Below are 26,395 nucleotides of genomic sequence, written 5' to 3' on the forward strand. Positions count from 1 at the left end.
ATGAGGTGGATAGGTCCGGGGTGGAAGCGTGGCGACACGTGCAGCTGACGGATACTAATCGATCGAGGACTTAACCTTAAAGTTATGAAGTACGTTTGAACTTGATGTAGCAACAATGTCTCTTTTATCCGGTTTTGAACGAACAAATATCGTTCAGCAAAAACTTTTGAAAATCGTTTAAAAAAGTGCTTGCAAAAATCGACAGACTTGGTATAATAAGTATTGTCCTTGTGAGAGACAATTAGTCTGGTGACGATGGCGAAGAGGTCACACCCGTTCCCATACCGAACACGGAAGTTAAGCTCTTCAGCGCCGATGGTAGTAGGGGGCTTCCCCCTGTGAGAGTAGGACGTCGCCAGGCAGCCAAATTTACTTGATACTTTAAAAGTACAAGAAAAGTACAAGCTTTATAACATGGAGGATTAGCTCAGCTGGGAGAGCACCTGCCTTACAAGCAGGGGGTCGGCGGTTCGAACCCGTCATCCTCCACCATAAAACTTACAATAAATGATTTGCCGGTGTAGCTCAGTTGGTAGAGCAACTGACTTGTAATCAGTAGGTCGTGGGTTCGACTCCTATCGCCGGCACCATTTTTAGAGCCATTAGCTCAGTCGGTAGAGCATCTGACTTTTAATCAGAGGGTCGCAGGTTCGAATCCTGCATGGCTCACCATTTTCTTGACTACGGTCTTAAAATCAATATGCGGGTGTGGTGGAACTGGCAGACACGCTAGACTTAGGATCTAGTGCCGTAAGGCGTGGGGGTTCGACTCCCTTCACCCGCACTTTCAACGCGGAAGTAGTTCAGTGGTAGAATACGACCTTGCCAAGGTCGGGGTCGCGGGTTCGAATCCCGTCTTCCGCTCCACTTACTTAAGCCGGGGTGGCGGAACTGGCAGACGCACAGGACTTAAAATCCTGCGGTAGGTGACTACCGTACCGGTTCGATTCCGGTTCTCGGCACCAAAACTTATTAAAGTGAACATAATAAGCGCCCGTAGCTCAATTGGATAGAGCGTCTGACTACGGATCAGAAGGTTATGGGTTCGACTCCTGTCGGGCGCGTTTATCGGGAAGTAGCTCAGCTTGGTAGAGCACTTGGTTTGGGACCAAGGGGTCGCAGGTTCGAATCCTGTCTTCCCGACCACTTATTATATGGGGCCTTAGCTCAGCTGGGAGAGCGCCTGCCTTGCACGCAGGAGGTCAGCGGTTCGATCCCGCTAGGCTCCACCATATAATAGAAATAATTTTCCTGGCGGCGTAGCTCAGCTGGCTAGAGCGTACGGTTCATACCCGTAAGGTCGGGGGTTCGATCCCCTCTGCCGCCATCCTTGAGGACCTTTAGCTCAGTTGGTTAGAGCAGACGGCTCATAACCGTCCGGTCGCAGGTTCGAGTCCTGCAAGGTCCACCACTATTTGAATAGCATACACGGAGGAATACCCAAGCCTGGCTGAAGGGATCGGTCTTGAAAACCGACAGGGGTGTTAAAGCCCGCGGGGGTTCGAATCCCTCTTCCTCCGCCATTATTTTAAAGCAAGCATAGTGGCTGGAAACAAAAGCAGTAAACAAAGCATTAAAGTTGTTACAACTATTATTATCGCGGGGTGGAGCAGTGGTAGCTCGTCGGGCTCATAACCCGAAGGTCGCAGGTTCAAATCCTGTCCCCGCAACCAAATGGTCCCGTGGTGTAGCGGTTAACATGCCTGCCTGTCACGCAGGAGATCGCCGGTTCGATCCCGGTCGGGACCGCCATTTCTTTTAAGATACATAGTAAACGAGAGAAATAGTTATGATGAATGTTTGGCTCAGTAGCTCAGTCGGTAGAGCAAAGGACTGAAAATCCTTGTGTCGGCGGTTCGATTCCGTCCTGAGCCACCATATTTGCGGGTGTAGTTTAGTGGTAAAACCTCAGCCTTCCAAGCTGATGATGAGGGTTCGATTCCCTTCACCCGCTCCATGGGCCTATAGCTCAGCTGGTTAGAGCGCACGCCTGATAAGCGTGAGGTCGGTGGTTCGAGTCCACTTAGGCCCACCATTTTCCGCAGTAGCTCAGTGGTAGAGCAATCGGCTGTTAACCGATCGGTCGTAGGTTCGAGTCCTACCTGCGGAGCCAATTTTATACGGGGAAGTACTCAAGTGGCTCAAGAGGCGCCCCTGCTAAGGGCGTAGGTCGCGAAAGCGGCGCGAGGGTTCGAATCCCTCCTTCTCCGCCATATTTATATGGCCCCTTGGTCAAGCGGTTAAGACACCGCCCTTTCACGGCGGTAACACGGGTTCGAATCCCGTAGGGGTCATTTCATAAAGACAGCCACATCCATTAAAATGGATGTGGCTGTCTTTTATTTTTCTCCGGTGTAGCTGTCCTTTCGATGGTATGGAATATCCCCAAGTGGGGACTCTATACCCTCGTCATCTAATCTTCCTTCATATTCCTCGGAAATTTCGGATCGTACAAACCCGCGTGTTTCTCCAGTGATATCTGTACTGATGAACTCTTCCACCTCTTCAGCCGCGCCATCAAGTATTTCATCAGCATATAAAGTATTATAGTCATCATGATCTCCTATAAAATCGGATGGTGTTTCTGATGTGCCCGATTTTGCTATTTCTTGAAAGCTATCCTGCCCGTCCCTGTAAATTCCATCTCTGCGATCAGAGAATGTGTTTGGATTAGCCATGATAAGTATATCTTTCTCAGAAGGTCTGTCTTCAGGGATGTCTTGATCGGGACTATGTTCAATACAGTAAGTTGTATAGGGAAGTGCCTCAAGTCGTTCGAAAGGAATTTCTCGTTCGCAAACTTGGCAATACCCGTATGTTCCATCTGAAAGGGCTTGTAATGCATTTTCAACTTTACTGATTTCATCACCAGCATGTACATTCAAGGCCATATCTTTTTGACGTTCAAAAAGCTCTGTTCCTAAATCACCAGGATGATTGTCGTATGTTGATAATTCTCCAACGGCATCTCTTTCTGAATTTCTGATATCGGTCTCTCGTTCCGTTTTTGAAAACTGTGATTTCAGTTCAAATAATTCCTGTTTGATAACGTTTTTTTGTTGATCGGATAACATCTTAAGCACATCCTTTTTTGTATTATCTGTAGTATGGACATTGCCGTGCATCTTCATAGCAATTTAAATTTGCTTCTTACTCAATTCCCGTTATGTATGATTTTTTAAACCTCTTCTTTCAAAACCGCTCGTTTACATATATTTACATAATGAAAACCAGGTAAGGGGAAAATCCCCTTACCTGGTTTTGTTTTTAAAGAAGATGGCCAATTAAGATGCCGATTCCAAGCAATAGACCGAAGAGTGTATTTGTCACTGCAGTGTTTTTCATGGCAGGCATGACCTGTAATGGGACAATATACTTTCTGAACGTGGTTATTGCATCAATGGGTTTCTTGACACTAAGTAAAACAAGAAGTGCCCATGGTGTAAGATGCCCGGTACTAATGAGTGCGATTATCCAAATGTAAGAAACGATAAAAAATAATGTAAGAATTGTGATGGCGTGTTTTCTTCCGACAAGGATCGCCAACGTTTTTCTTCCGCCTTCCTTATCACCTTCAAGGTCACGGATATTATTGGACATCATAATTGCAGCGACAAGAAGCATGCTTGGTATAGATATAAGTATAGCATCTGTCGTCACAGTATCTGTCTGAATATAAAAGGCAATCAGGATAAGTAGCATCCCCATGACAACGCCTGATACAAGTTCACCAAAAGGCGTGTAGGCGATCGGAAGAGGGCCGCCGGTGTATAGATAGCCAATCAGCATGGAAATGGCTCCAACGACGGCAAGGCCCCAAGAAGTTTCCACACAAATATAAATACCGATTAAAACGGATATTGCATAAAGGGTTAGGGCAATGTATAAAACGGTTTTAGGCTTTACGCCATTACGGACAATCGTTCCTCCGATACCGATGGAATGTTCAGTGTCCAACCCACGTTTGAAATCATAATACTCATTGAACATATTTGTTGCCATTTGAATCAGAAGGCTTGCAATAAGCATTGCGAAAAATAACGGGAAATGGAGTTTTCCGTAAGTCAGGGCTATCATTGTCCCAAGGAATACCGGGGCGAATGCAGCAGTTAATGTGTGCGGCCGAGTGAGTTGCCACCAAATACGCCATCCAGTATCAGCTTTAATAGTATGTTGCACTTTATTCTCTCCTATCCTTGTGTTTCCGTTATCCATTGTACTCCAAAATTCGTGAAAGAGGTATCCCCATTGCATTATCTATGCGTGGATGGTGTAATTTCGGTATAATGGAAGTAAGAGATTTATTCTTCATATATAAAGGGTATCGGAATTGGTCGGCAGTTTGATTGAACATGAAGGAGAGAATATGATGAGTCATAAAATAACAGATGCGCGAACTATAAAGGAAGTGACGATATCTCCCGCTACACGATTTTTCACGGAGACTGTCGAAGTGGGACGGTTATCTGCATTGTCATTTTTTGAAGCGGGTGCGTCCCTTTATAAGAACGAACGCTTCTATTGGCAGAACTCAGAGAAAACATTGACTCTTGTTGGGATTGGACATGCTTATACATTGTCGAATGACAAAATAGCTAATCGGTTTATGGATATATCGGAAAAGTGGAAGCAATTATGTTCCGCGTTGATAAAAGAGGAAAAGGATGTTGATCCGATTCTATTTGGAGGATTTTCCTTTGATGAAGAAAACCGAGGGAATTCTGAATGGGATGAGTATCCATCGGCTTATTTTGTCGTTCCTTCTTTTCAGATGAAAATTGAGGACGGTAAAACACTGATTTCCATTAATATGATTACGGACAACAAAGAGGCGGCTGAGGACTTTGATAGGTTGCGTGAGGAAAGGGATTACCTAATCCATCTTGCGCAAGTTGAGGAGTTCGATTTTGCGGACTCGAATGCAATTTTATCGACGAATGAGCGAAACAAAGAACAATACATTGATGCAGTGGAAAATGTAACTAAATCGATAAGAAATGGCAAAGCAGATAAAGTTGTAATTGCACGTGCTTTAGAGCTTCAATTTGAGCATGAAATAATTGATGTTTCCGTATTGCATTCGATATCTAATGAACAGCAAGAGAGCTACCATTTCGGGCTTCAAAAAGGGGATTCACTCTTCTTTGGTGCAACACCAGAGCGTTTGATACAAATCCAGGATGGCAAAGCTTATTCTGCATGTGTGGCCGGTTCAATTAGACGTGGAAAAACGGCGGTCGAGGATCGGGAACTTGGAGAAGAACTTTTAGGCGATCGAAAAAATCGTGAAGAACATCAGTATGTTGTCGGCATGATTTCCAGTATATTTGAAAACTACTGCAATGAGGTACGTATTCCTAAAACACCGAAATTGATGAAAATCAGGGATATACAGCATTTGTATACACCTGTTGAAGGGATGCTTGGACAGGAAGTTGATATTTTTACTTTTGTTGAAGCATTACATCCAACACCTGCTCTTGGTGGGGTTCCAACGGATGTTGCATTAACTATTATTGGGAAAGAAGAAGGTATGGATCGGGGGTATTATGCCGCTCCAATCGGTTGGACAGATGCTGCCGGCAATGGGGAATTTGCAGTAGCCATTCGGTCTTCATTGATAAAAGGAGATCGAGCCTATTTGTACGCGGGAGGGGGAATCGTTGCAGATTCCAATCCTGAGCAGGAATATGACGAGACGTGGGTGAAGTTTAGACCAGTTTTAAGGGCGCTTGGAGGAAAGCTGAATGGATGATCGGAAAGTGTTAACGAATCATGTTTTACGAATGACAGATACATTATTGAAAGCCGGAGTGAAGGCAGCAGTTATTAGCCCAGGTTCCCGTTCCACTCCACTTGCATATGCCTTTGCAGCTTCAGAAGAACTACAGACATATATGCAGGTCGATGAAAGGTCGGCTGGCTATTTCGCTTTAGGCCTTGCAAAGGCTACGGGGAACCCGGTTGCACTTTTATGCACGTCTGGAACAGCGGCATCCAATTATCATCCTGCAATCACAGAAGCGTTTTATGCACGCGTACCACTGATCGTTCTAACTGCTGACCGTCCCCATGAATTACGTGGTGTGGGGGCTCCGCAAGCGATTGACCAATTGAATATGTATGGGAAGCATGTAAAGTTTAGTGTGGATTTACCATTGGCGGAAGAGAACGAGGAACTTGACTGGTTCCTGGAACGGCATGTCAATCGTGCGGTTTCCATCGCTATGACGAAACCATCAGGACCAATCCATTTGAACATTCCACTTCGGGAACCTTTACTGATCGATTTTGAAATGAAGGCACCGCAGTCGACTTTTATTGAAAGAATTTCTGGGGAGATTGAACTCTCGACCGAACAGAAGGATACGTTCCAAACAATCTTCGAAAACACAAGGAATGGACTAATTATTGCTGGGGAACTCCCAGTTGGATTTGATAAAAACCGGTTCTGGGAATTTGCTCAGAAATTGCAATGGCCGGTACTATGCGATCCATTATCAAATTTACGAGCTGAAGTATCGGAAGAAAACAGTGGTCTATGCATTGCCCATTATGACGCACTATTGAAAAGTGAGAAGTTTGCAGAAGGTGCTGTTCCGGATACTGTTATCCGATTTGGTGCGCAACCTGTCTCGAAACCATTATCATTATTCCTGAAAAAAGTTCGTCCAAAAGTGTTCATTGCTGTGGATGAATCGCCTGAATTCCGGGATTCGCTTGGAGTGGTCACACATCATTTACAAGCTTCTCCGGAATCTGTATTTGATATTCATAGTCAAGGTGTATCTAAAGCCTATACTGCAATGTGGGCAGCGGCAAATGACCTTGCAGAAAAAGCTACACATCAATATGAGGGGTTACCGGGAGATGAAGGAATTATTGTTAAGACCTTATTCGAAATGATTCCTGGTGGCAGCGATTTATTCTGCGGAAGCAGTATGCCGATTCGTGATGTCGACACGTTCTTCAGTAAAACGGATAAGGATATTGCGATATTTTCAAACAGAGGAACAAACGGGATTGATGGTGTCGTTTCAACAGCATTTGGTCTGCAAGCGGCCCGGAAAAGGCCAACCTATCTACTGATCGGGGACCTATCTTTCTTACATGACGTTAATGGATTAATCGTATCAAGATTCCATGAAATGAGTTTGACAATCATCCTATTGAATAATGATGGAGGCGGGATATTCTCGTATCTCCCACAGTCAACAGTTTCGAACCATTTTGAAGAATTATTCGGAACACCGACCGGATTGACCTTTGAGCATATTGGTGCAATGTACGACACTCAGTATGCCGCAGTATATTCGGTCGAAGCGTTCATAGAAGAGTTTCAAAAGGAAAAAACAAAGTTAGTGCGAATCATTGAAGTATTTACAAGCAGACCAGTTAATGTAAAAGCTCATCGCGCATACTGGGCCGATTTAGTTGAAAGGCTTGATGGAAATGAATGATTTCATTCAAATTCGTGGACTCTCCATCCATGTTGAAATGGAAGGGGAGCCGCATCTTCCAACAATCATTTTTCTACATGGTTTTACGGGATCCACGGCAACGTGGCGGGAAGTTCGCGATCAATTAAAAGGAAGTTACAGAACCATTGCTATCGATATGACTGGCCACGGTAAAACGACCATACCTGAAAACCCGGAGCGATATGCCATGGAGGAACAGATTGAAGACTTGAACACGGTAATCGAAAGGCTCTCAATCCACTCTTTTTATTTGGTAGGCTACTCAATGGGCGGGCGAATTGCCTTAGCGTACACGATACACTATCCTGAACGCGTGCGTTCTCTAATTCTTGAAAGTGCATCACCGGGATTGAAGGAAGAGACAGAAAGAGAAAAACGTAAACATGCAGATGCATTGCTTGCAAAGAAAATTATAGAGAATGGCATAACATCTTTTGTCGACAAATGGGAGAGCATCCCTTTATTCGACTCACAAAAAAGCCTTCCAGAAAAGAAGCGTGATAGTCTCAGAACTGAGCGACTGCAGCAAAGCGAAAAAGGACTTGCGAATAGTCTCTTAGGGATTGGGACAGGAAGTCAGCAATCGTATTGGGATGACCTTGGGACAATTAAAAAACCAGTCTATCTTATAACTGGAGAACTTGACACGAAATTTGTCGGGATTGCCCGGGAAATGAAAAAACTTGTCCCGATTTGTCGACATTTTAGCGTTTCTGCTGTGGGACATGCAATTCACGTGGAAAATCCACACTTCTTTGCTACAATGATTAAGGAGTATGTTCAAGATATACACGAATCGAAGGAGGAAGAAAATGACACGTCAATGGGAAACAATCCGTACATATGAAGACATTAAATACGAGAAGTATAACGGTATAGCAAAAGTTACGATTAACCGTCCAGAAGTGCGTAATGCATTCCGCCCGAAAACTGTGATGGAATTGATTGATGCTTTTTCACGCGCTCGTGACGATGCAAGCATCGGAGTTATTATTTTAACAGGTGAAGGGGAGAAGGCCTTCTGTTCAGGTGGAGACCAATCCGTCAGAGGACACGGAGGATACGTTGGAGACGACGAAATCCCACGTTTGAATGTATTGGATTTACAAAGACTTATCCGTGTCATTCCTAAGCCGGTCGTCGCAATGGTAGCAGGATATGCAATCGGCGGCGGACATGTCTTACACGTCGTATGTGATATAACGATTGCTGCTGACAACGCCCGCTTTGGACAAACTGGACCGAAAGTTGGTTCGTTCGATGCTGGATATGGCTCAGGTTATCTTGCTCGAATCATCGGACATAAGAAAGCAAGGGAAATCTGGTTCCTATGCCGTCAATACGATGCTCAACAAGCACTGGACATGGGCCTTGTTAACACGGTTGTTCCTTATGAGCAACTGGAAGATGAAACAGTTCAATGGTGTGAGGAAATGCTTGCAATGAGCCCGACTGCACTTCGTTTCATCAAAGCAGCAATGAATGCAGATACGGATGGCCTTGCTGGTCTTCAACAAATGGCAGGGGATGCTACATTGCTATACTATACAACCGAGGAAGCAAAAGAAGGAAGAGACGCATTCAAAGAGAAGCGTAAACCTGACTTTGGTCAATTCCCAAGATTCCCTTGATCCGCGGATCTACGAGAAAAATTTTAAGCTGCCTTTGAAAGGGCAGTTTTTTTATTGAGGTGAAATGAATTGATTCCAAATTGGTTATTGAAAAGGTCTTCACTAACACCCAATCGAACAGCACTTTCATTCGAAGATAGGCAATGGACCTTCCTGCAACTGAAAGAGGAGGCTGTTTTAATAGCAAGGAAATTAAGGATGAACGGGTTGGTTGAAGGTGATCGAATCGCCTTATTAGGACCATCCACCCCCGACATGGTCTTTGTTATACACGGCTGCTTACTAGCTGGATTAGAAATTGTCATGCTTAATAGCAGATTGTCAGCGAAAGAAATTTTATGGCAACTTGATGACTCAAATGCTTTTAGGTTAATTGTCGAAGACGAGCTTTTTCATCAAATCGGGATAAAAGATGTTCCAATGATTACATTTTCTTCTCTTCAGTCAAGTGAGCAACGGGATCTATCCGTTTCCGAAATGTGGGATGCTTCAAGAACGATAACGATTATGTATACATCGGGCACAACGGGTTTTCCAAAAGGTGTCCGACAAACCGCAGGTAACCATACATCGAGCGCGCTCTCATCTGTGCTGAATTTAGGGTTGACGGATGATGATAGATGGCTTTGTACGATGCCTCTATTCCATATCAGCGGCTTTTCCATCCTTGTAAGATCGGTCATTTACGGAATGGAAGTGAGGCTCTACAACAAGTTTGATACAGAGTCTGTAGTAGACGAGCTTAGAAAGGGTTCGGTAACAAGAATGTCGGTAGTCGGGACCAGCTTACAGCGCATCCTTGACGAATTCGAAAAAACGGGAAATGTTGCACACCCCAACTTTCGTACGATGTTAGCAGGCGGAGGACCTGTTCCAGACAATTACCTTCGAAGAGCTGAAGATTGCAAGCTTCCTGTACTGCAAACGTATGGAATGACTGAGACGAGTTCACAGACAGCTACGCTTTCCGCTGAAGATGCATTGCGAAAATCCGGATCTGCGGGCAAGCCGCTCTTTTTTAATCAAATTAAAATCAGGGATACTGAGAAAGCGGGAGAATTCGGCGAAGTATTAATCGCTGGTCCCCATGTTACGCCTGGTTATATTGGACACGCCGCAGAGAGGGATCCCTTAGAGGACGGCTGGTTGCCGACGGGCGATATCGGTTATTTTGATCAGGAAGGGTATTTGTTCATCGTAGATAGGCGGTCGGACTTAATCATTTCAGGTGGAGAAAATATTTATCCAGCTGAAGTGGAAAATGTATTGTTAAGTCATCCGAATGTTACGGAAGCGGGCGTTTGTGGGAAAGCCCATCCCGAATGGGGAAGTGTGCCCGTAGCTTTTATTGTTGTAAGCGGTGAGGTGACTGAAGAAGATTTGGAGGTTCACTGTCAACAATTGCTTGCGCGCTATAAGGTTCCTAAAGCGTTTTACTTTGTGGATCAGTTACCCCGCAATGCCTCCAATAAATTATTGCGACGTGAATTAAAAGAATGGGCTGCTTTGAAATGAAATTCTTTGAAATAAAAAAATGCCACCATTAAGAGCAATGGTGGCATTTATTATTTATTTTGCAGAAAGAGCCTGTTCAAGAACGCGTAAGTTACGTTCCATTAGTGTGAAGTAAGTCTCATTGTTTTTTATATCATCTTGTGTGAGAACACTTAAATTATGGAGCGTTAAGGATTCAGCTCCAATTTCCTTTCTGACAACTTCGGTCAGTTTAGATGAGATATTCTGCTCAAACAGGATATAGTTAACTTTTTCTTTTTTAGCTTGCTCAACAATTTGTGTTAGTTGTTTTTGCGAAGGCTCACTTTGTGAGTTCAACCCTGCTATCGCTACCTGAGTCAATCCATATTCGTTGGCGATATAGCCAAATGCAGCATGGGAGACAAAAAAGGTTTTAGTTTCCGCTTTGGAGGCCATTTCTCTGAACCGTTTATCAAGTTCCATTAAATCATCTTCCAGTAAACTGAAATTCTTTTCAAATGTTTCTTCTTGTGCAGGCATTTTTGCGATAAGCGCATCTTTAATCGATGCTGCCAATTCGATGCTTAATAGAGGTGAAATCCAGACATGGGGATCTAATTGTCCATGATCATGTTCCTCATGTCCATGTTCTTCCTCTTCGTCATGTTGACCTTCTTTTAATTGATCCTCTGAAATGGCATCGCCGGTCGCAACCAATTCAACATGCCCGCCCTTCAATGTCCTTTTGGCGTTATCAACGAATCCTTCCAAACCAAGTCCAATGTAAAAGAACAAATCCGAATCAGAGAGAGTGATCATATCTTTTTGTGTTGGGTCGAATGAATGTTCATCTGCTCCGACAGGGTAAATGGAATGGACATCCACAAAATCTCCACCAATTCGCTCCGTGAAGTATTGTAGGGGATAAACAGAGGTGTATACAGATAGTTTGTTTTCGCTATTCAGTTCGACCGTACCTTTATCCTCGTTCCCGCAGGCGCTCACTAGTAATGTAAGAATGAGCATTATCGGAACTAGTAATTTTTTATTCATAGTAAAACTTCCTCCATCATTAATAGTAATGGTTACGATTTAGATTACTTTCTTATAATACAAGAAGAATAGGATTTTAGCAAGAACAAATAAAAAACCGGCAAACGCCGGCAATTCTGATTTGTCATCTACTTTTTAATCTTCTCAGGCACTGGGTCAAATCCACCTTCATGGAATGGATGGCATTTTGAAATGCGGCGTATCGCTAACCATGAACCCTTTAATGCACCATGCTTTTGGATTGCTTCAACGCCATAATGGGAACAAGTCGGATAAAAGCGGCAAGATGGTGGAGTTAGTGGAGAGATTATTTTTTGATAAAGTTTTATAAGTCCGATTAAAATAGTTTTCATTCTAAAGACTCCTTATTTGCATATATGTTTAGTTTATTTCTTCTCGTGGTAAATTAACAGGGAGAAGCATTATAAATGAAAAGAGGTTTTTGAATGTCTAAAGAATTGATGGAGGAACTTAATGTACAAGTGTCGACATGGTCAGTAATGTATGCAAAATTGCATAATTATCATTGGTATGTAAAAGGTAAAGAGTTTTTTACACTTCATGAAAAATTCGAGGAACTATATAATGAAGCGACACTTCATATGGATGAGATTGCAGAACGGATGCTGACACTTGGAGGACAACCGACAGCTACATTGAAAGAACACTTGGAGCTGTCTGTAGTTAAAGAGGCAACGGGTAAAGAAAAAGCTGAAGACATGGTGAAAACGATTGCTGATGACTTTGGAAAAATCATGAAATCACTTAAAAAAGGTATGGACATTGCTGCAAAAGATGGCGATGATATGACAGAGGACGTATTAAATGCCACTTACCAAAGTATTGAAAAACATCAATGGATGTTGAATGCATTCCTTGGTGAGTCTAATAAATGATTGGAATGCCTTGAATTATCGACTATTTCTCCGATAAAGTAATATGTAAGGAGGAATGGGCAATGAACATGAATTCTATCATGGCAAGCCAATTGAGAAGTCTACAATCGACTGTTCAATTGAGCGTCATGAACAAAGCGTTATCCATTAACACCGCGGCAGTGACAGATATGCTTCAAAGTATGCAGGATCAACCTTCTGCTGCCCCGCATCCTCATAAAGGGATGTCCATCGATGTGAAGGCATAATTGATCGAGCACGGGCTCCTATTAAATTTATGGGAGTTCGTGCTTTGTTTTCATTCACATGCATTGTTTGGCAGGAGTGACCCATACTAATAAAAAAAAGGATGGGACATTCACATGGACAATAATAAAGTAAGGATGTATGTTTCAATTGCCAACCAACAAATCTATTCGCATAAACATGATTCGCCTTGGGAATATGAAGTAGAAATGAGTAGAGAGTTTCTCCCTGTTTTTAATCAATTGTTTACACAAATTGATCGTTTGGAGTTCAGTAATTTCCTCAGAGGCCATTCGCGGCCATTTTTACAGTATCATTATGATCGGGATAACCATGGTATTGATCTACGAACGATGAAATTATATGCATTAATCCACGAATTTACGGATGATGAGACGAAGAAGTTCATAGAGAGATTGCCTTACTTTACAAAGGGCAATCCAAGAATTACATCAGCCCCCGTCCACCCATCCAGTTGACTGAAAGGACGTGAAGTCATATAACTACTACATTTAAGGACTTACAAGGCGCGCATGTTGAGCTGACTTTCGGAGAAAACCGCTTTGGCATGGAAGCTCGACATGTGCTCGTTGTATTAAAACATAATGGTAAATGGCTGCTAACCCGCCATTCAATCCGTGGTATAGAATTCCCGGGCGGCAAAGCGGAAGAAGATGAGTCTATCGAAGAGGCGGCAATCCGGGAAACAATTGAAGAGACAGGTGTTACGATTACCGATTTAGTGAAGTTTGCTGAATACGTCGTTATGAGCAATGTGACGTTTTGTAAAGCGGTTTTTACCGGAAAAGTAGCGATGATCGATGAAGATCCAACATTGTTTGAAACAGAAGGCGCATTATGGATGACCGACGAGGAATTAGATGATTGTAAGGAGCTAAGTTTTCATATGAAAGATGCCGGTATGGCAGAAATTCGTAAGTGGGTGGAAACGTATGTACAGTAACGGAGCTATCTTACATAGAAGAGATTATCCTTCTCCGAATCCCAACGTCCGCCTTGAAGAAATTACGTATTGGTCTGACGGTTTCAAAGTGAAAGGTTTGCTTGCTGAACCGGTTGTGGAAGGGCTATATGAAGGGATCATTTATTTACGAGGCGGAATTCAACATGTTGGAATGGTCAGGCCCTCCCGAATTGCACAGTTCGCTTCTCAAGGATTTGTTGTGTTTGCACCCTACTATCGTGGTAACAGGGGTGGGGAAGGGCGCGATGAATTTGCTGGAGACGACAGACAAGACGCGGTAAATGCCGTTGACGTGTTAAAGCAAAGCACCCGTGTAAAAAATGAAAGAATTCATCTCTATGCCTTTTCCCGGGGCGGAATTATGGCGTTATGGACAGCCATCTTAAGAGAGGATATTACATCTGTCGTTACATGGGCTGGAGTTTCAGATGTCGTATTTACATACAACGAACGAAAAGATATGCGTCGGATGATGAAGAGGGTCATCGGTGGCACTCCAAATAGCATGCCAGATGCGTATCGTGAGCGTACTGCATTGTTCAGAGTAGATGAAATAACTGCTCCAGTATTAATCATTCATGGAATGAAGGATGATAATGTTTCATTCGAACAGGCTATATTATTGGAAAATGCATTAAGAGAACATAATAAAGCGTATAAAACTTGGTATTTTCCCGAGTATACACATTATTTCCCTGCACAGCATAATGCACAAATCGTACGTGATTTATGCAACTGGATGAAGGAACAAGGAAATTAGAATAAATAAATGAAAGCAGCTGAAAGTTTATTTCAGCTGCTTTTTCCTTGTTATTTGGATTGTAAATGGAGGGGAGGAGGGATAATCCATCCCTTTGCTTTATTGAGTTCCAATAATTTTGCGCCGAACATCATGCGGTCGGCATGGAATTTGGCGAACATCATAGCGATATCTTCACGTAAGCATTGACCAAGAACCTGGCTACAGGAAACAAGTCCTTGCCCTACGTTAATGGAGACGGCTCCACTTATTTCAGGATCCATAAAGCGCGCACCTGGAGGAATTTCCTCTGCATTCGCCTTAGCACGTTCAGGCAATGCAGGAGGAGGAGTTACTCCATTATCCTTTAACAACTTGTCCACAGTTTTATTCTCGGCTTTCATCATTTCGACGGCTTCCTTTAATAATTCAATCAAATCCTCATCGCCGGCATGGTTGATGAATGCCTCATAACCACTGATCAATCCTTTATTTGCTCCTGAATATGCCCAGCAACCAATTACCTCGCCATAATGCATTGGCTCATCTTTTGGATTTCCGCTTAAAATGCCCATTTTTCTTCCCTCATTTCATCTTGTTTTCCATTAAATCATGGATCATTATTTAGTATGTGAATGAATCGCTTTCCTATTCACTTTGAATTAGTATTGGACAATTCAATCCTATTTTGAAATATAAAAAACATGCCAAGAAAAACGAATAGTTTTTCTTGGCATGTAGGATACTAATATAAATCATTAATTAAGCGATTGGTCCGCCTTTACGTGTGATTTCTTCAGAAACATGACCGAATTTCTTGAAGTTTTCACGGAAAAGGTCTGATAGTTCTTTTGCTTTTTCATCATATTCTTCAGGGTTGCTCCAAGCATTGCGAGGGTTCAATACTTCACTTGGAACACCTTCGATTGCTTTCGGCATTGCAAGTCCGAAAATAGCATTTTCTTCAAACTCAACATCGTTTAAATCGCCTGCAATTGCAGCACGGACCATTGTACGTGTATGTTTCAACTCCATACGTTTACCAACTCCGTAAACGCCGCCAGTCCAACCAGTGTTGACAAGGAAGACTTGTGCGTCATGCTCATCGATTTTCTTACCAAGCATTTCAGCATACACAGTCGCTGGAAGTGGCAAGAATGGAGAACCGAAGCATGTTGAGAAAGTAGCTTCTGGAGCAGTGATGCCGCGCTCAGTTCCTGCAAGCTTCGAAGTGAAACCGCTTAGGAAGTGATACATCGCTTGTTCCTTCGTCAATTTAGAGATTGGAGGTAACACGCCAAACGCATCCGCTGTTAGGAATACGATTGCTTTCGGGTGTCCTGCTACGGACGGTGTTACGATATTTTCGATATTTTGGATTGGATATGCTGCCCGTGTATTTTCAGTCAATGAATTGTCATCATAGTCTGGGATACGTGTTTCTGGGTCAAGCACAACGTTTTCAAGAACTGAACCGAATTGGATTGCTCCGAAGATTTCAGGTTCTTTTTCTTGGGACAAATTGATGCATTTTGCATAGCATCCACCTTCGATGTTGAAAACACCGGTATCAGACCAGCCATGCTCATCGTCACCGATCAACTTGCGGTTAGCGTCAGCGGATAGAGTCGTTTTCCCTGTCCCTGAAAGGCCGAAGAATAGGGCGACATCACCTTCTTCTCCAACGTTTGCAGAACAATGCATAGGAAGAATCCCACGCTCAGGAAGTAGGTAGTTCATTACAGAGAAAATGGATTTTTTCATTTCCCCCGCGTATTCAGTACCTCCGATTAAGACAATACGCTTCTCAAGTGATACAATGATGAAAGTCTCGGATTTCGTACCATCTACTGCTGGATCTGCTTTGAAAGATGGAGCAGAAAGGATTGTAAACTGTGCTTCATGCGTTTTCAACTCCTCTTCAGTAGGTCGGATGAAGAGATTGTGAACAAATAGGTTTTGCCAAGCATATTCGTTAACGACTTGGATGGAAAGCTGTGATTGTTTATCTGCTCCTGCAAAACCTTTGAAAACGAATAATTCGTCTTTCTTTTTTAAGTGGTTAATTACTTTTGTATATAATGAATCAAATACTTCACTGGAAATCGGTTGGTTTACTTTACCCCAATCAATCTTATCTTTTGAAGATTCTTCTTCGACTGTGTACTTATCTCCAGGAGAACGGCCAGTATACTTTCCAGTCTGAGCAGTAATAGCACCATCTGCAGAAAGTTTTGCTTCTCCACGGGCTGTCGCTTTCTCAACTAACTCTGCCACTGAAGGCTGGATGTTTACGTTGTTGCCTGAAAGTAACTCATGTAGTCCGTTTTCAATTTTCGCTGAGATCATATTGTTCGTACCGTCCTTTGCATGTAATCCCAATTCATGGGTTTCATCACATTTCGTAAATAGTATAACACATTTAGAATAATAATCTATACTAATTCAAAACTCAAGCGGTTATATCAAAAAGATTTGACAAACCCACAACTTTTCCTTACTATTGTTAGATGAACGGATACTCTTATCCCGAGCTGGCGGAGGGACAGGCCCTATGAAGCCCGGCAACCTGCGTGGACCTTTATTGGCCGCGAGAAGGTGCCAAACCTGGAGCAAGGTTGAATTCCTTGGACGATAAGAGTGAAAGGTGCTGCTTTTGAAATTATGCCTTTCCTCATGTGTATTTACGTGAGCGAAGGGCTTTTTATATTGTCAGGCCCTTAATCCTTGTGTATGTTGACGTCGACTCTCTAGGCGCTGAACTTACTGGGACAATTAGAGTACCGTATCAATATTTGCAAGCCGTTAAGGAGGAAACAATAATGACGAATCGCCGACTGTTTACATCAGAATCGGTAACGGAAGGACATCCGGACAAAATGTGCGATCAGATTTCTGATGCAATTTTGGATGCAATTTTAGAAGAAGACCCTAATGCACGCGTGGCATGCGAAACGACAATCACAACAGGATTAGTCCTTGTTATTGGTGAAATTACAACAACTACGTATGTCGATATTCCGAAGGTAGTACGGGATACAGTGAAAGAAATCGGGTATACACGTGCGAAATTCGGATTCGACTGGGAAACTTCATCTGTTCTGACTTCGATTGACGAACAATCTCCAGACATCGCAGCAAGCGTCGATCAGGCACTTGAAGCTCGTGAAGGTACAATGACAGACGCGGAGCTTGACGCAATCGGGGCGGGTGACCAAGGGTTGATGTTCGGTTTTGCATGTAATGAAACGCCTGAACTGATGCCAATGCCAATTAGTTTATCTCATAAACTTGCCCGCCGACTATCGGAAGTTCGAAAAGAGGATATCCTTCCATATTTGCGACCGGACGGTAAAACTCAAGTAACAGTAGAATATGATGAGAATAACAATCCTGTCCGTATCGACACGATTGTCATTTCGACTCAACATTCTCCTGATGTTACTCTTGAAGAAATTCAAAGAGATTTAAAAGAACAAGTCATCCAACCTGTAGTACCAGTAGAGTTATTAGATGAAGAAACAAAATACTTCATCAACCCTTCAGGCCGTTTCGTTATCGGCGGACCACAAGGGGATGCTGGATTGACGGGACGTAAAATCATCGTTGACACATACGGCGGTTATGCGCGCCATGGCGGCGGTGCATTCTCAGGGAAGGACGCAACAAAAGTGGACCGATCTGCTTCATATGCCGCTCGCTATGTAGCGAAGAACATCGTTGCGGCTGGACTTGCGGATCGTTGTGAAGTGCAGTTGGCATATGCAATAGGTGTAGCAAGGCCAGTATCTATTTCAATCGATACTTTCGGAACGGGTAAAGTAAAAGAGAGCAAGCTTGTGGAAATCGTGCGTGAACTATTCGATCTACGCCCTGCAGGCATCATTAAAATGCTCGACCTTCGCCGTCCAATTTACAAACAGACTGCGGCATATGGCCATTTCGGTCGCACAGACGTAGAACTCCCTTGGGAGCTGACGGATAAAGCAGCGGAACTCCAAGAAAAAGCGGATTCTAATTAAATATTGAATGAGTACAGGAAGCAAGGAGAAATCCAAGCTTCCTGTTTTTTGATTTGCGAAGGTATCCCAGCATTACGCTATTCCCAAAGTCCATTCTCCCTCCCTAAGAGTTCATTCCCCGTTTCAATAAGAACTCTCCAAGGGAACCAATCTCCAACCTGAAACGTTTATACTAACAATACTCCCTAAAGGATGGCAATCCGAAATGGCATTTACAAGTCTACTATTGTTGGCGTTCCTTGGTTTATTTGCAGTGATCATTGTGGCAGGAATTATTGTTTTCATGGCAATCAAAAAATAAAGGTGTTGCGCAATATCGCAACACCTGTTAAGCTTCTTTAGTTTGTCTTCCCTTTATAAATCCGTCCCTTTTCAACATAACTTTCAACAACCCGCTTCATTTCAGCGCGATCATCGTCATTCAATTCACGAACGACTTTCGCAGGAGAGCCGAGTGCAAGACAGCCCGGCGGGATTTTCTTGTTAGGTGGTACAAGGCTTCCTGCACCGATGAACGCACCTTCGCCGATTTCTGCGCCATCCAAAATAATTGCGCCCATACCAACAAGCGCACCTTTACGAACAACACAGCTATGTAATAGTGCCTTGTGGCCTACAGTCACATCATCCTCGATTAACAGAGTCTTACCTGGACTTTGGTGAAGGCAACTTAAATCCTGTATGCTGACGCGTTCACCGATAATTGTTGGAGCGACATCTCCCCGGATGACTGTGTTGAACCAGATGGAACTGTTGGCACCTATCGTCACATCTCCCGTAATTGTCGCATAATCCGCGATATAGACAGATGGATCAATCTTTGGTGTTTTTCCATTGTATGGATAAATCATGAATGTCTCCTCTTTTCTTTAAATCGTGTATAATTTATCATATCATGAAACTTTCATTAACAAAAAAGAGGAGGTGGAATCATGTGGAAATGGGAGGCAGAGGGGCAACCTAAAGCGGTTGTCGTCATTGTCCATAATGCTTACGAACATCATCTGCGCTATGCCTGGCTTATTCAGAAGCTAAGGACTGGCGGATTTCATGTTGTCACGAGTGATTTGCCAGGACATGGATCTGAAAATGGCAGAAGAATTCATGACGAGTCATTCGATTTATACGTTAGTCATGTGAAAAAGATGGTGGAAATAGGCTTACAGGATAGCCTGCCTGTATTTGTGCTTGGGCATGGCCTTGGAGCGACACTTCTCATGCATATTCTGCAACGTGAAAAGTTAGAATGTGCAGGATTTATCTTCAGTTCACCTTGGCTATCCATCAAGCATCAGCCCTCCAAATTTTCAGGGGTGCTTTCAAAACTTTCAAGCTCGATGAAAGTGAACCACGACATAACGATAGAATTATTAACCCGGAATTATGATATGTACATAGAATTCCAGAACGATCGGTATTATAGTTCCAAAGTTGTCGCGTCTTGGTACAGGGAGTTACAGGCGATGATGAAGTCGATCATTACCCGAGAAGAAAGTATAGCCGACGTACCGATTCTTGTTCACACTGGTGAACAGGATAAAATTACAGATATTGCAGTCGCTAAAAAATGGTTAGTGAATCAGCAGCTTTCCGACTTCCAATATAAAGAGTGGAAGAGACTTTATCATGATCTTTATCAAGAGCCTGAGAGAGAGGAAGTCTATTTGTTTATCGAATCATTCATGAACAACGTACTTCGCTCATTAGGATATATCGTTTAAGTCAAAAAATAATAGGGGTGGGTCATTTTGACGATTATCGGTTTTGTAAGACATGGTGTAACAGCGTGGAATAAAGAAGGAAGAGCACAAGGTCACACGGACGTACCTTTAGATGAAGAAGGAATTGAAATGGCCAACCGGGTAGCAGATCGATTGGCTAATGAAAATTGGGATGTCATTTATACAAGCCATTTGAAACGCGCAAGTAAAACCGCCGAAATCATTGCAGAAAAAATGCCGGGTGTTGAACTTGTGGAGGATCCACGCTTACAAGAGATAGGTGGCGGAATGGTCGAGGGTACGACCGAGGCAGAACGAATCAAGAAGTGGGGGAAGGACTGGCGGGAACTAGATATGGGGTTTGAGCGTCAGGAAGACATCATAACGCGTGGATTGGCGTCTATTAATAAAATTAGAAACAAGCATGAGGGCAAAAGGGTTTTGGTCGTCAGCCATGGCAGTTTTATTAAACGAATGTTAAATGAACTGATTGTAGATACCGTTTATGAGAAAAGCCTGGATAATACTTCGCTGACTATTATTGAGTTAGCCGATGATAAAAACATCTGTCAGCTATTTAATTGCACCGCGCATTTATCGCATAGTCTATAATATACTTAAACAACAACCAATTGCTTGAATGGGGGCTGTAAAATGAATAAAGAAACCACAAATGAAATAATGTCTTGGATTAAATCTATAGCAGTTGCTTGTATCATTGTCTTCGTAGTTCGTCATTTTTTATTTTCACCAGTAATTGTTTCAGGACAATCGATGGAACCGACATTTGAAACGGATAATCGTGTTGTCATTTCGAAAATCCATAAACTTGATCATTTTGACTTGATTGTTTTCCATGCACCCGGTGTAGAAGAGGATTATATTAAACGAGTAATCGGTTTGCCAGGTGATACTGTTGTTATGAAGGATGACAGGCTCTTTATTAACGGGAAAGAATATAAAGAGGATTATCTGAAGGAGAATAAGGAACAGATTTTCAATGATGAAAATTTAACGGAGGATTTTGAGGTGACTGTACCTGAGGGGCAACTTTTCGTCTTGGGTGACAATCGTCGTAACAGTACGGATAGTCGGCTGCTCGGCTGTATCGATCAAGAATCCGTTGTAGGCAAAGTTGGTTTTAGATTTTATCCATTGAATTCAATTGGATTTCCGAAATAATTGCATGATTAACTCACATTCTTTGGGGTATCTTATAAAGACTACTCAAAGAGGAGTGAATACAATGTTTAAAAAGGATAAGAGCAACGGGAAAAACAAAGACGCAAGGGCCGAATTAGCTGGGACAGAGTACACCGATGAACAGCGACACACGAACGAAGTTGCTTCCACTGCCTATAAGGGAAGTAAAAATGAAAAAGTGGATATCCAAAACGATCGACTGGAATCGGGCGGATTTTAGTCAACAACCTCTGCGAAAATGCAGAGGTTGTTTCTTTTTACAAGAACAAATACGCGAACATATGGTAAATTTAGTACAATGCAAAAGAGAAGGAGAACCTTTTTATGTCCGATTTTTTTAATAGAAAAATGAAAGAACTACATATTAAATTGAATGAGATTCAGAAATCTGCTGTCTTAAAAACGGAAGGGCCTTTACTTTTATTAGCATGTCCTGGATCCGGAAAAACAACGACGATGATTATGCGAATCGGTTATTTGATTGAGGAGAAGAATGTCAATCCGAAGCGCATAAAAGCGATCACTTTTAGCCGTGCGGCAGCGAATGACATGACCGAAAGATTTAAACGTTTCTTTCCGCACCTTGAATTAGTCGATTTTTCAACCATACATAGTTTGGCATTTAGTATTACAAGAACCTATTTGAATAAAACAGGAACCGAGTTTGAATTGATTGAAGGTGGCGGAAAAGGGAAGCAATCGCCCAATAAATCGATGCTACTGAAAGCATTATATAAAGAAGTGATTCGTGAAGAAGGCACTGAAGAAGAGTTGAGTTCACTTTCAACATTTATCAGCTTTCTTAAAAATAGAATGATTCCCTTTAATAAGTGGGAAAAAGTGCCGGGGCCATTCGAAAAGGCGGGAAGCATTGCGCTGAAATATGAACAATATAAAACCAGAACGATTGGACATCTGTTGCTTGATTTTGACGATATGCTAACAATAGCTGAACAAGCATTGCGTGTAGATGAACGGCTAACGGAGCGCTATCGAAGTCAATTCGATTATATTTTGACGGATGAAAGCCAGGATACATCGCTTGTGCAGCACCGAATTGTTGAGCATCTCGTCGCGCATCACGGAAATCTCTGCGTTGTGGCGGATGATGATCAGTCGATCTACACATGGCGTGGTGCGGATCCGACATATTTGTTGGATTTCAGGAAAGTGTATCCAGACGCCGAATTGCTTATGATGGAACAGAATTACCGTTCCTCAAAAGAAATCGTCGATACAGCTGCGAAATTCATTAAACGGAATAAGCATCGGTATAAAAAAGAGATGCACACTGAGAATAAAGAGAACGGACCTCTATTCATTAAACAATTCGAAGATCCAAAACAGCTCTTGGAATATGTTACGTATGAATTATTAGATGAGAAAAACTTGAATGAGGTCGCTATTTTATTCAGAAATAATTCCTCTTCAACAATGTATGTCAACGAACTTCATAGGCGAGGAATTCCTTTTTATATGAAAGATGCCGATGACAAGTTCTTTTCTCATTGGATTGTGGAAGATATCCTGAATTTCATGAGACTGAGTTTCAATGTTGAAAGGAAGGACATTTTTGCAAAGGTTGCTATGAAAATGAACTTGTTCATTTCACGAAAGATGTTGTCGGAGTTTGAAAGGAAAGCATCTTCCGGGAATGTCTTTGACGCGCTAAGGCAATCCGTACAACTTAAGGGCAGTCAAATTGAAAAATTGGCTGCCTATAAGGGAGTTTACGATAAAATTCCATCGATGCGCCCTGCACAAGTGATTCGGATGATCCGTTACGAGTTAGAATATGAGGAGGCGCTCAGAAGTCGTGCGCAGAAATTCGGCTATCGAATCGATAATCTGTTGGGCATATTAGATACACTTGAGGGAATTGCTTCTCAATTGCGGACGATGGTCGAATTTGCAAACCGCTTAAAGGAATTAGAAGCCGCGGTTCAGCAGGCGAAATTCAATCCTCCAAATAATGCATTGACATTGTCGACATTCCATAGTGCGAAAGGATTGGAATTCAGGCGTGTCTTCATGATCGACTTAGTGAAAGGAATCATTCCATCGGAAGAAGATGAAACTGATCCATTATTAATGGAGGAAGCAAGACGATTATTCTATGTTGGAATGACACGTGCAAAGGACCGTTTAGAACTGCTATCCTTTCAAAAACAGAATGGCAAGACGAAAGAGGATTCAAGGTTTGTGAATGAAGTGCGTGGACTTTTAATGAAACCGGAGGAGCGGAAAATGGGAAAACTGAAAAAGGTGCAGCCATCCATTCCGCTTGATCCCGATGGCATTCATGATTCGAATGAGTTGTATAAAGATATGCATGTCATTCACCGTGTGTTTGGAAGAGGAATTGTAGTAGAGATTGGCGAAGCGGAGATTCGTCTTCAATTTGGGGAGAATGAGAAGCGCCTCTCACTTGAGACGGTGTTGTCCAGACGATTATTGAAAAAGGTAGAGTCATGAGAGTAGCTCTGTTAGTTGGCTTTTCCGGAGCTATCGGTGCTATTTTACGTGTAAGCATAGGTGAGGTCGAATTCGGTTTCGGGGATTTCCCCGCTGCGACATTCGCAGTGAATATGGTCGGTACGTTTTTTTTATGCTTTCTAAGTGCCGGTTTCATCCAACGGTTGTGGGTTAATCATGAACTGCAAACAGCATTAACGACCGGGTTTTTAGGTTCCTTCACAACCTTTTCTGCTTTTAGTATGGAAACAGTGAGCCTCTTTCAAAATGGAGCTATTTTGACGGCACTTTTGTATGTATTGAGTAGCATTTTTGGTGGGATTCTGTTTGGTAACATCGGCATGAATTTGGGTCGGAAGGCGGGGAGAGAAGAATGACGATGATAGATCTACTTATCATTGGAGCGGGCGGTTTTATTGGCGCTGTCATTCGGTATATCGTTTCCGGAAAGTTTAATAAAGGGGGAAGCACCCTGCCGTACGGGACGTTAATTGTGAATTTAGCTGGGTCCTTGTTGATCGGTTTTGTAGTTGGATTAGACGTTCCAAGGCTGTTGACGCTATTACTTGTTTCCGGATTCGCTGGTGCCCTTACTACGTTTTCAACGTTGAATAAAGAGCTGCTACAGTTATGGACTGGAAAACGGAAAAAGCAATTCTTCAGTTATATTTTCCTAACTTATGGAGTTGGGATTTTAATGGCGTTCATTGGTTTTATTATTGGAAATTTATGACGATGTCGAATAATACTATTGACTTTTTCGTCAGGCATGGTAAGATTCAGAACATAAATAAAAGCAAAGACCATAATAAAATCAAATAGACTTTGGGAAGTTGGCGCAGTAATTCCGTTGTGGGCAGCAAATAGAGACTGAATGGGTAGGTGGAAATTCAGGCAGCAACAGGGATGAAATACACCAATGGATTTTTCCTTTTGAAATGAAGCGGATGGCAGATGTACTGTCGTCAAATAGGGTGGTATCGCGGAGAACTCCTTCGTCCCTTTTTAGGGGATGAAAGGGGTTTTTTGTGTTCAATATAGAATATAGGAGGAATGCATTATGTTTAAAATTAAAGCAATTCATACACCGTCATTTTGGGAATCGGTCACGCTTATTGTTGGGATCGTTCTGATGGTAAGTGTTTGCATCATAAAATTCGATGCTGTTCCTCATTTGCCGATACTATTATCGATTTTACTTTTGATCGGATTTGGCCTGCTTAAACGAATACCGTACCGTAGACTTGAAAAAGGTCTGGTCGAAGGTGCGGGAGCCGGGATGAGTGCTGTCTTTCTCTTTTTCTTCATCGGCATGCTTACAAGCAGCTGGATGATGAGCGGGACGATTCCTTCGTTAATATACGCAGGATTTCAATTAATAACTCCCACTTTCTTTTTTGCGATTGTTTTCATCGTTACCTCTATCGTTGGCATCTCAATTGGAAGTTCTTTAACGACTGTTGCGACAGTCGGTGTCGCTTTTATCGGGATGGCAAGTGTGCTTGAGCTTTCATTGCCATTGGCTGCAGGTGCAATCGTTTCGGGTGCGTTCTTCGGTGATAAAATGTCGCCGTTGTCCGATACGACTAACCTCGCATCCTCAATCGTCGGTGTCGACCTATTCGAACATATTCGCAATATGGGATGGACTACTGTCCCGGCATTTATCCTGACAACGATTTTCTTCGGTATTTTATCTCCGACCGTAACTATTAGGGAGTTCGATAGAATTGCTCTTTTTCAAGAAACGCTTTTGGAAACAGGAATGATTCATTGGTATACCGTAATCCCGCTTATAGCACTATTCGTTTTGACGATCAAAAAGGTGCCAGCGCTTCTGACATTGGCTATTAGCTCCGCAGTAGCGGTACTTCTATCATTTTTGCATCATTCTTATGGTTTTTCTGATGTATTGGAGATTTTATTTAAAGGATTCGTTTCCTCTACCGGAGTCCAAGATGTGGATAAACTGCTGACAGGCGGCGGTATGGAAAAGATGATGTTCACTGTTTCATTGGTATTACTTGCGTTAAGTATGGGAGGATTATTGTTTGTGTTAGGGATCATCCAAAGTTTATTGTCGCAAATTGAAATTTTACTAAAGAAAGTATCCTCTGTCATAATGGCTTCAGCTGTAACAGCTATCGGAATTAATGTACTGATCGGTGAGCAGTATTTATCGATTTTATTAACAGGGCAGGCGTTTCAATCATCATACGAGAAAGTTGGTCTGGCCAATAAAAATCTTAGCCGCGTCATGGAAGATGCGGGGACTGTGGTGAATCCGCTTGTACCGTGGAGTGTATGTGGGATTTTCATCTCGCAGGTGTTGGGAGTTTCAACAATCGAATATTTGCCATTTGCATTCTTTTGTTTGTTGTCTCCAATCTTGACGGTTCTTTTCGGATATATTGGGAAGACGTTGACACGTATTTCATAAAAAAACGGACAATTATGTACCGAATTA

The 26,395-nt window shown here is 42.6% G+C and carries 26 protein-coding genes, 20 tRNA genes, 1 rRNA gene and 1 riboswitch; of the genes, 40 read left to right on the forward strand and 7 right to left on the reverse strand.

The annotated features are described in order from the left end of the window. The first annotated feature begins 245 nt into the window (after window positions 1-245). From rrf to P5G49_RS09965, 21 genes are all read left to right on the forward strand, one after another. Window positions 246-361: ribosomal RNA gene (gene rrf / locus P5G49_RS09865) — 5S ribosomal RNA — on the forward strand. Window positions 362-416: 55 nt separating this feature from the next. Continuing rightward, window positions 417-492 (forward strand) — tRNA-Val (locus P5G49_RS09870). Between the two features lie 22 nt (window positions 493-514). Continuing rightward, window positions 515-590: transfer RNA gene (locus P5G49_RS09875), tRNA-Thr, on the forward strand. A 6-nt stretch (window positions 591-596) separates the two neighbouring features. Then, window positions 597-672: transfer RNA gene (locus P5G49_RS09880), tRNA-Lys, on the forward strand. A 30-nt stretch (window positions 673-702) separates the two neighbouring features. Beyond that, window positions 703-784: transfer RNA gene (locus P5G49_RS09885), tRNA-Leu, on the forward strand. Between the two features lie 8 nt (window positions 785-792). Then, window positions 793-867: transfer RNA gene (locus tag P5G49_RS09890), tRNA-Gly, on the forward strand. 9 nt (window positions 868-876) lie between these two features. After that, window positions 877-965 (forward strand) — tRNA-Leu (locus P5G49_RS09895). A 25-nt stretch (window positions 966-990) separates the two neighbouring features. Further along, window positions 991-1,064, forward strand: a tRNA-Arg gene (locus P5G49_RS09900). A gap of 5 nt (window positions 1,065-1,069) precedes the next feature. Next, a tRNA-Pro gene (locus P5G49_RS09905) sits at window positions 1,070-1,146 on the forward strand. A 10-nt stretch (window positions 1,147-1,156) separates the two neighbouring features. Beyond that, window positions 1,157-1,232, forward strand: a tRNA-Ala gene (locus P5G49_RS09910). A gap of 21 nt (window positions 1,233-1,253) precedes the next feature. Then, window positions 1,254-1,327 (forward strand) — tRNA-Met (locus P5G49_RS09915). 7 nt (window positions 1,328-1,334) lie between these two features. Continuing rightward, window positions 1,335-1,411 (forward strand) — tRNA-Ile (locus P5G49_RS09920). Between the two features lie 19 nt (window positions 1,412-1,430). After that, window positions 1,431-1,523: transfer RNA gene (locus tag P5G49_RS09925), tRNA-Ser, on the forward strand. Window positions 1,524-1,598: 75 nt separating this feature from the next. After that, a tRNA-Met gene (locus P5G49_RS09930) sits at window positions 1,599-1,673 on the forward strand. A gap of 3 nt (window positions 1,674-1,676) precedes the next feature. Then, a tRNA-Asp gene (locus tag P5G49_RS09935) sits at window positions 1,677-1,752 on the forward strand. Window positions 1,753-1,802: 50 nt separating this feature from the next. Further along, a tRNA-Phe gene (locus tag P5G49_RS09940) sits at window positions 1,803-1,878 on the forward strand. Window positions 1,879-1,883: 5 nt separating this feature from the next. Beyond that, window positions 1,884-1,957 (forward strand) — tRNA-Gly (locus P5G49_RS09945). A 1-nt stretch (window position 1,958) separates the two neighbouring features. After that, a tRNA-Ile gene (locus P5G49_RS09950) sits at window positions 1,959-2,035 on the forward strand. Window positions 2,036-2,038: 3 nt separating this feature from the next. Further along, window positions 2,039-2,113: transfer RNA gene (locus P5G49_RS09955), tRNA-Asn, on the forward strand. 9 nt (window positions 2,114-2,122) lie between these two features. Continuing rightward, window positions 2,123-2,213 (forward strand) — tRNA-Ser (locus P5G49_RS09960). 9 nt (window positions 2,214-2,222) lie between these two features. Then, a tRNA-Glu gene (locus P5G49_RS09965) sits at window positions 2,223-2,294 on the forward strand. Between the two features lie 45 nt (window positions 2,295-2,339). Here the strand turns inward: P5G49_RS09965 and P5G49_RS09970 are convergent. Together P5G49_RS09970 and P5G49_RS09975 are read right to left on the reverse strand one after the other, a co-directional pair. Beyond that, window positions 2,340-3,074: a TraR/DksA C4-type zinc finger protein gene (locus tag P5G49_RS09970; RefSeq protein ID WP_301243538.1), complete on the reverse strand. Its 735-nt coding sequence runs from the start codon at window positions 3,072-3,074 to the stop codon at window positions 2,340-2,342. A 193-nt stretch (window positions 3,075-3,267) separates the two neighbouring features. Beyond that, entirely contained in the window at window positions 3,268-4,215 is a 948-nt protein-coding gene (locus P5G49_RS09975; protein ID WP_435877205.1) for a 1,4-dihydroxy-2-naphthoate polyprenyltransferase, read from the reverse strand. 154 nt (window positions 4,216-4,369) lie between these two features. On the opposite strand from P5G49_RS09975, the gene P5G49_RS09980 reads away from it, so the two are divergent. The 5 genes from P5G49_RS09980 (at window position 4,370) to P5G49_RS10000 (ending at window position 10,627) form a co-directional block, all read left to right on the forward strand. Further along, entirely contained in the window at window positions 4,370-5,755 is a 1,386-nt protein-coding gene (locus P5G49_RS09980; protein WP_301243542.1) for an isochorismate synthase, read from the forward strand. Further along, window positions 5,748-7,460 carry a 2-succinyl-5-enolpyruvyl-6-hydroxy-3-cyclohexene-1-carboxylic-acid synthase gene (gene menD, locus P5G49_RS09985; RefSeq protein ID WP_301243544.1) on the forward strand — a complete coding sequence of 571 codons (1,713 nt, stop codon included), beginning with the start codon at window positions 5,748-5,750 and terminating at the stop codon, window positions 7,458-7,460. The genes P5G49_RS09980 and menD overlap by 8 nt, the downstream gene beginning before the upstream one ends. Further along, complete coding sequence (menH, locus tag P5G49_RS09990) at window positions 7,453-8,328, forward strand: 2-succinyl-6-hydroxy-2,4-cyclohexadiene-1-carboxylate synthase (RefSeq protein WP_301243545.1); 876 nt, start codon at window positions 7,453-7,455, stop codon at window positions 8,326-8,328. The genes menD and menH overlap by 8 nt, the downstream gene beginning before the upstream one ends. Continuing rightward, window positions 8,294-9,112, forward strand: coding sequence for a 1,4-dihydroxy-2-naphthoyl-CoA synthase (menB, locus tag P5G49_RS09995; RefSeq protein WP_301243546.1), 819 nt, complete (start codon window positions 8,294-8,296; stop codon window positions 9,110-9,112). Before menH ends, menB begins: the two co-directional genes overlap by 35 nt. Before the next feature lie 69 nt (window positions 9,113-9,181). Continuing rightward, entirely contained in the window at window positions 9,182-10,627 is a 1,446-nt protein-coding gene (locus P5G49_RS10000; RefSeq protein WP_301243548.1) for an o-succinylbenzoate--CoA ligase, read from the forward strand. Between the two features lie 54 nt (window positions 10,628-10,681). Here the strand turns inward: P5G49_RS10000 and P5G49_RS10005 are convergent, their stop codons facing one another. Together P5G49_RS10005 and yidD are read right to left on the reverse strand one after the other, a co-directional pair. Beyond that, window positions 10,682-11,641 (reverse strand): metal ABC transporter solute-binding protein, Zn/Mn family, encoded by a 960-nt coding sequence (locus P5G49_RS10005; RefSeq protein WP_301243550.1) that lies wholly within the window; start codon window positions 11,639-11,641, stop codon window positions 10,682-10,684. Between the two features lie 128 nt (window positions 11,642-11,769). Further along, window positions 11,770-11,994 carry a membrane protein insertion efficiency factor YidD gene (gene yidD, locus P5G49_RS10010; RefSeq protein WP_301243551.1) on the reverse strand — a complete coding sequence of 75 codons (225 nt, stop codon included), beginning with the start codon at window positions 11,992-11,994 and terminating at the stop codon, window positions 11,770-11,772. 93 nt (window positions 11,995-12,087) lie between these two features. Between yidD and P5G49_RS10015 the strand changes: the two genes are divergently transcribed. The 5 genes from P5G49_RS10015 to P5G49_RS10035 all read left to right on the forward strand — a co-directional run bounded on the left by P5G49_RS10015 (window position 12,088) and on the right by P5G49_RS10035 (window position 14,528). After that, a complete protein-coding gene (locus P5G49_RS10015; RefSeq protein WP_301243552.1) occupies window positions 12,088-12,537 on the forward strand; it encodes a Dps family protein in 450 nt (149 codons plus the stop codon). Between the two features lie 62 nt (window positions 12,538-12,599). Beyond that, window positions 12,600-12,785, forward strand: a complete 186-nt coding sequence (locus P5G49_RS10020) for a putative motility protein (RefSeq protein ID WP_301243553.1) — start codon at window positions 12,600-12,602, stop codon at window positions 12,783-12,785. A 114-nt stretch (window positions 12,786-12,899) separates the two neighbouring features. Beyond that, a complete protein-coding gene (locus P5G49_RS10025; RefSeq protein WP_301243554.1) occupies window positions 12,900-13,262 on the forward strand; it encodes a transposase in 363 nt (120 codons plus the stop codon). 104 nt (window positions 13,263-13,366) lie between these two features. Beyond that, a complete protein-coding gene (locus P5G49_RS10030; RefSeq protein WP_301243555.1) occupies window positions 13,367-13,747 on the forward strand; it encodes an NUDIX hydrolase in 381 nt (126 codons plus the stop codon). After that, complete coding sequence (locus tag P5G49_RS10035; RefSeq protein WP_301243556.1) at window positions 13,737-14,528, forward strand: alpha/beta hydrolase family protein; 792 nt, start codon at window positions 13,737-13,739, stop codon at window positions 14,526-14,528. Before P5G49_RS10030 ends, P5G49_RS10035 begins: the two co-directional genes overlap by 11 nt. A gap of 50 nt (window positions 14,529-14,578) precedes the next feature. Here the strand turns inward: P5G49_RS10035 and P5G49_RS10040 are convergent, their stop codons facing one another. Both P5G49_RS10040 and pckA read right to left on the reverse strand, forming a co-directional pair. Further along, a complete protein-coding gene (locus tag P5G49_RS10040) occupies window positions 14,579-15,082 on the reverse strand; it encodes a DUF3231 family protein (protein ID WP_301243557.1) in 504 nt (167 codons plus the stop codon). A 187-nt stretch (window positions 15,083-15,269) separates the two neighbouring features. Then, window positions 15,270-16,856, reverse strand: a complete 1,587-nt coding sequence (gene pckA / locus P5G49_RS10045) for a phosphoenolpyruvate carboxykinase (ATP) (RefSeq protein WP_301243558.1) — start codon at window positions 16,854-16,856, stop codon at window positions 15,270-15,272. Window positions 16,857-17,028: 172 nt separating this feature from the next. Beyond that, window positions 17,029-17,148: riboswitch (SAM riboswitch) on the forward strand. Window positions 17,149-17,326: 178 nt separating this feature from the next. Between pckA and metK the strand changes: the two genes are divergently transcribed. After that, the gene (gene metK, locus P5G49_RS10050) at window positions 17,327-18,529 is read left to right on the forward strand and encodes a methionine adenosyltransferase (RefSeq protein ID WP_301243748.1); all 1,203 of its coding nucleotides are present in this window, start codon (window positions 17,327-17,329) and stop codon (window positions 18,527-18,529) included. A 338-nt stretch (window positions 18,530-18,867) separates the two neighbouring features. Here the strand turns inward: metK and P5G49_RS10055 are convergent, their stop codons facing one another. Further along, entirely contained in the window at window positions 18,868-19,380 is a 513-nt protein-coding gene (locus tag P5G49_RS10055; protein ID WP_301243559.1) for a gamma carbonic anhydrase, read from the reverse strand. A gap of 81 nt (window positions 19,381-19,461) precedes the next feature. Here P5G49_RS10055 and P5G49_RS10060 point away from each other — a divergent pair, with 81 nt between their 5' ends. The 8 genes from P5G49_RS10060 to nhaC all read left to right on the forward strand — a co-directional run bounded on the left by P5G49_RS10060 (window position 19,462) and on the right by nhaC (window position 26,368). Continuing rightward, entirely contained in the window at window positions 19,462-20,250 is a 789-nt protein-coding gene (locus P5G49_RS10060; protein ID WP_301243560.1) for an alpha/beta fold hydrolase, read from the forward strand. Window positions 20,251-20,277: 27 nt separating this feature from the next. Further along, the gene (locus tag P5G49_RS10065; protein WP_301243561.1) at window positions 20,278-20,862 is read left to right on the forward strand and encodes a histidine phosphatase family protein; all 585 of its coding nucleotides are present in this window, start codon (window positions 20,278-20,280) and stop codon (window positions 20,860-20,862) included. Between the two features lie 42 nt (window positions 20,863-20,904). Next, complete coding sequence (gene lepB / locus P5G49_RS10070; RefSeq protein WP_301243562.1) at window positions 20,905-21,432, forward strand: signal peptidase I; 528 nt, start codon at window positions 20,905-20,907, stop codon at window positions 21,430-21,432. Window positions 21,433-21,496: 64 nt separating this feature from the next. Further along, complete coding sequence (locus tag P5G49_RS10075; RefSeq protein ID WP_301243563.1) at window positions 21,497-21,673, forward strand: hypothetical protein; 177 nt, start codon at window positions 21,497-21,499, stop codon at window positions 21,671-21,673. Window positions 21,674-21,777: 104 nt separating this feature from the next. Further along, a complete protein-coding gene (locus P5G49_RS10080) occupies window positions 21,778-23,928 on the forward strand; it encodes an ATP-dependent helicase (RefSeq protein ID WP_301243564.1) in 2,151 nt (716 codons plus the stop codon). Then, window positions 23,925-24,305, forward strand: a complete 381-nt coding sequence (locus P5G49_RS10085; protein ID WP_301243566.1) for a fluoride efflux transporter FluC — start codon at window positions 23,925-23,927, stop codon at window positions 24,303-24,305. Before P5G49_RS10080 ends, P5G49_RS10085 begins: the two co-directional genes overlap by 4 nt. After that, window positions 24,302-24,661: a fluoride efflux transporter FluC gene (locus P5G49_RS10090; protein ID WP_301243568.1), complete on the forward strand. Its 360-nt coding sequence runs from the start codon at window positions 24,302-24,304 to the stop codon at window positions 24,659-24,661. Before P5G49_RS10085 ends, P5G49_RS10090 begins: the two co-directional genes overlap by 4 nt. A 327-nt stretch (window positions 24,662-24,988) precedes the next feature. Then, complete coding sequence (nhaC, locus tag P5G49_RS10095) at window positions 24,989-26,368, forward strand: Na+/H+ antiporter NhaC (RefSeq protein WP_301243569.1); 1,380 nt, start codon at window positions 24,989-24,991, stop codon at window positions 26,366-26,368. The last annotated feature ends 27 nt before the right edge of the window (window positions 26,369-26,395 follow it).

Source organism: Sporosarcina highlanderae (assembly GCF_030433715.1).
GTDB classification, from domain to species: Bacteria; Bacillota; Bacilli; order Bacillales_A; family Planococcaceae; genus Sporosarcina; species Sporosarcina highlanderae.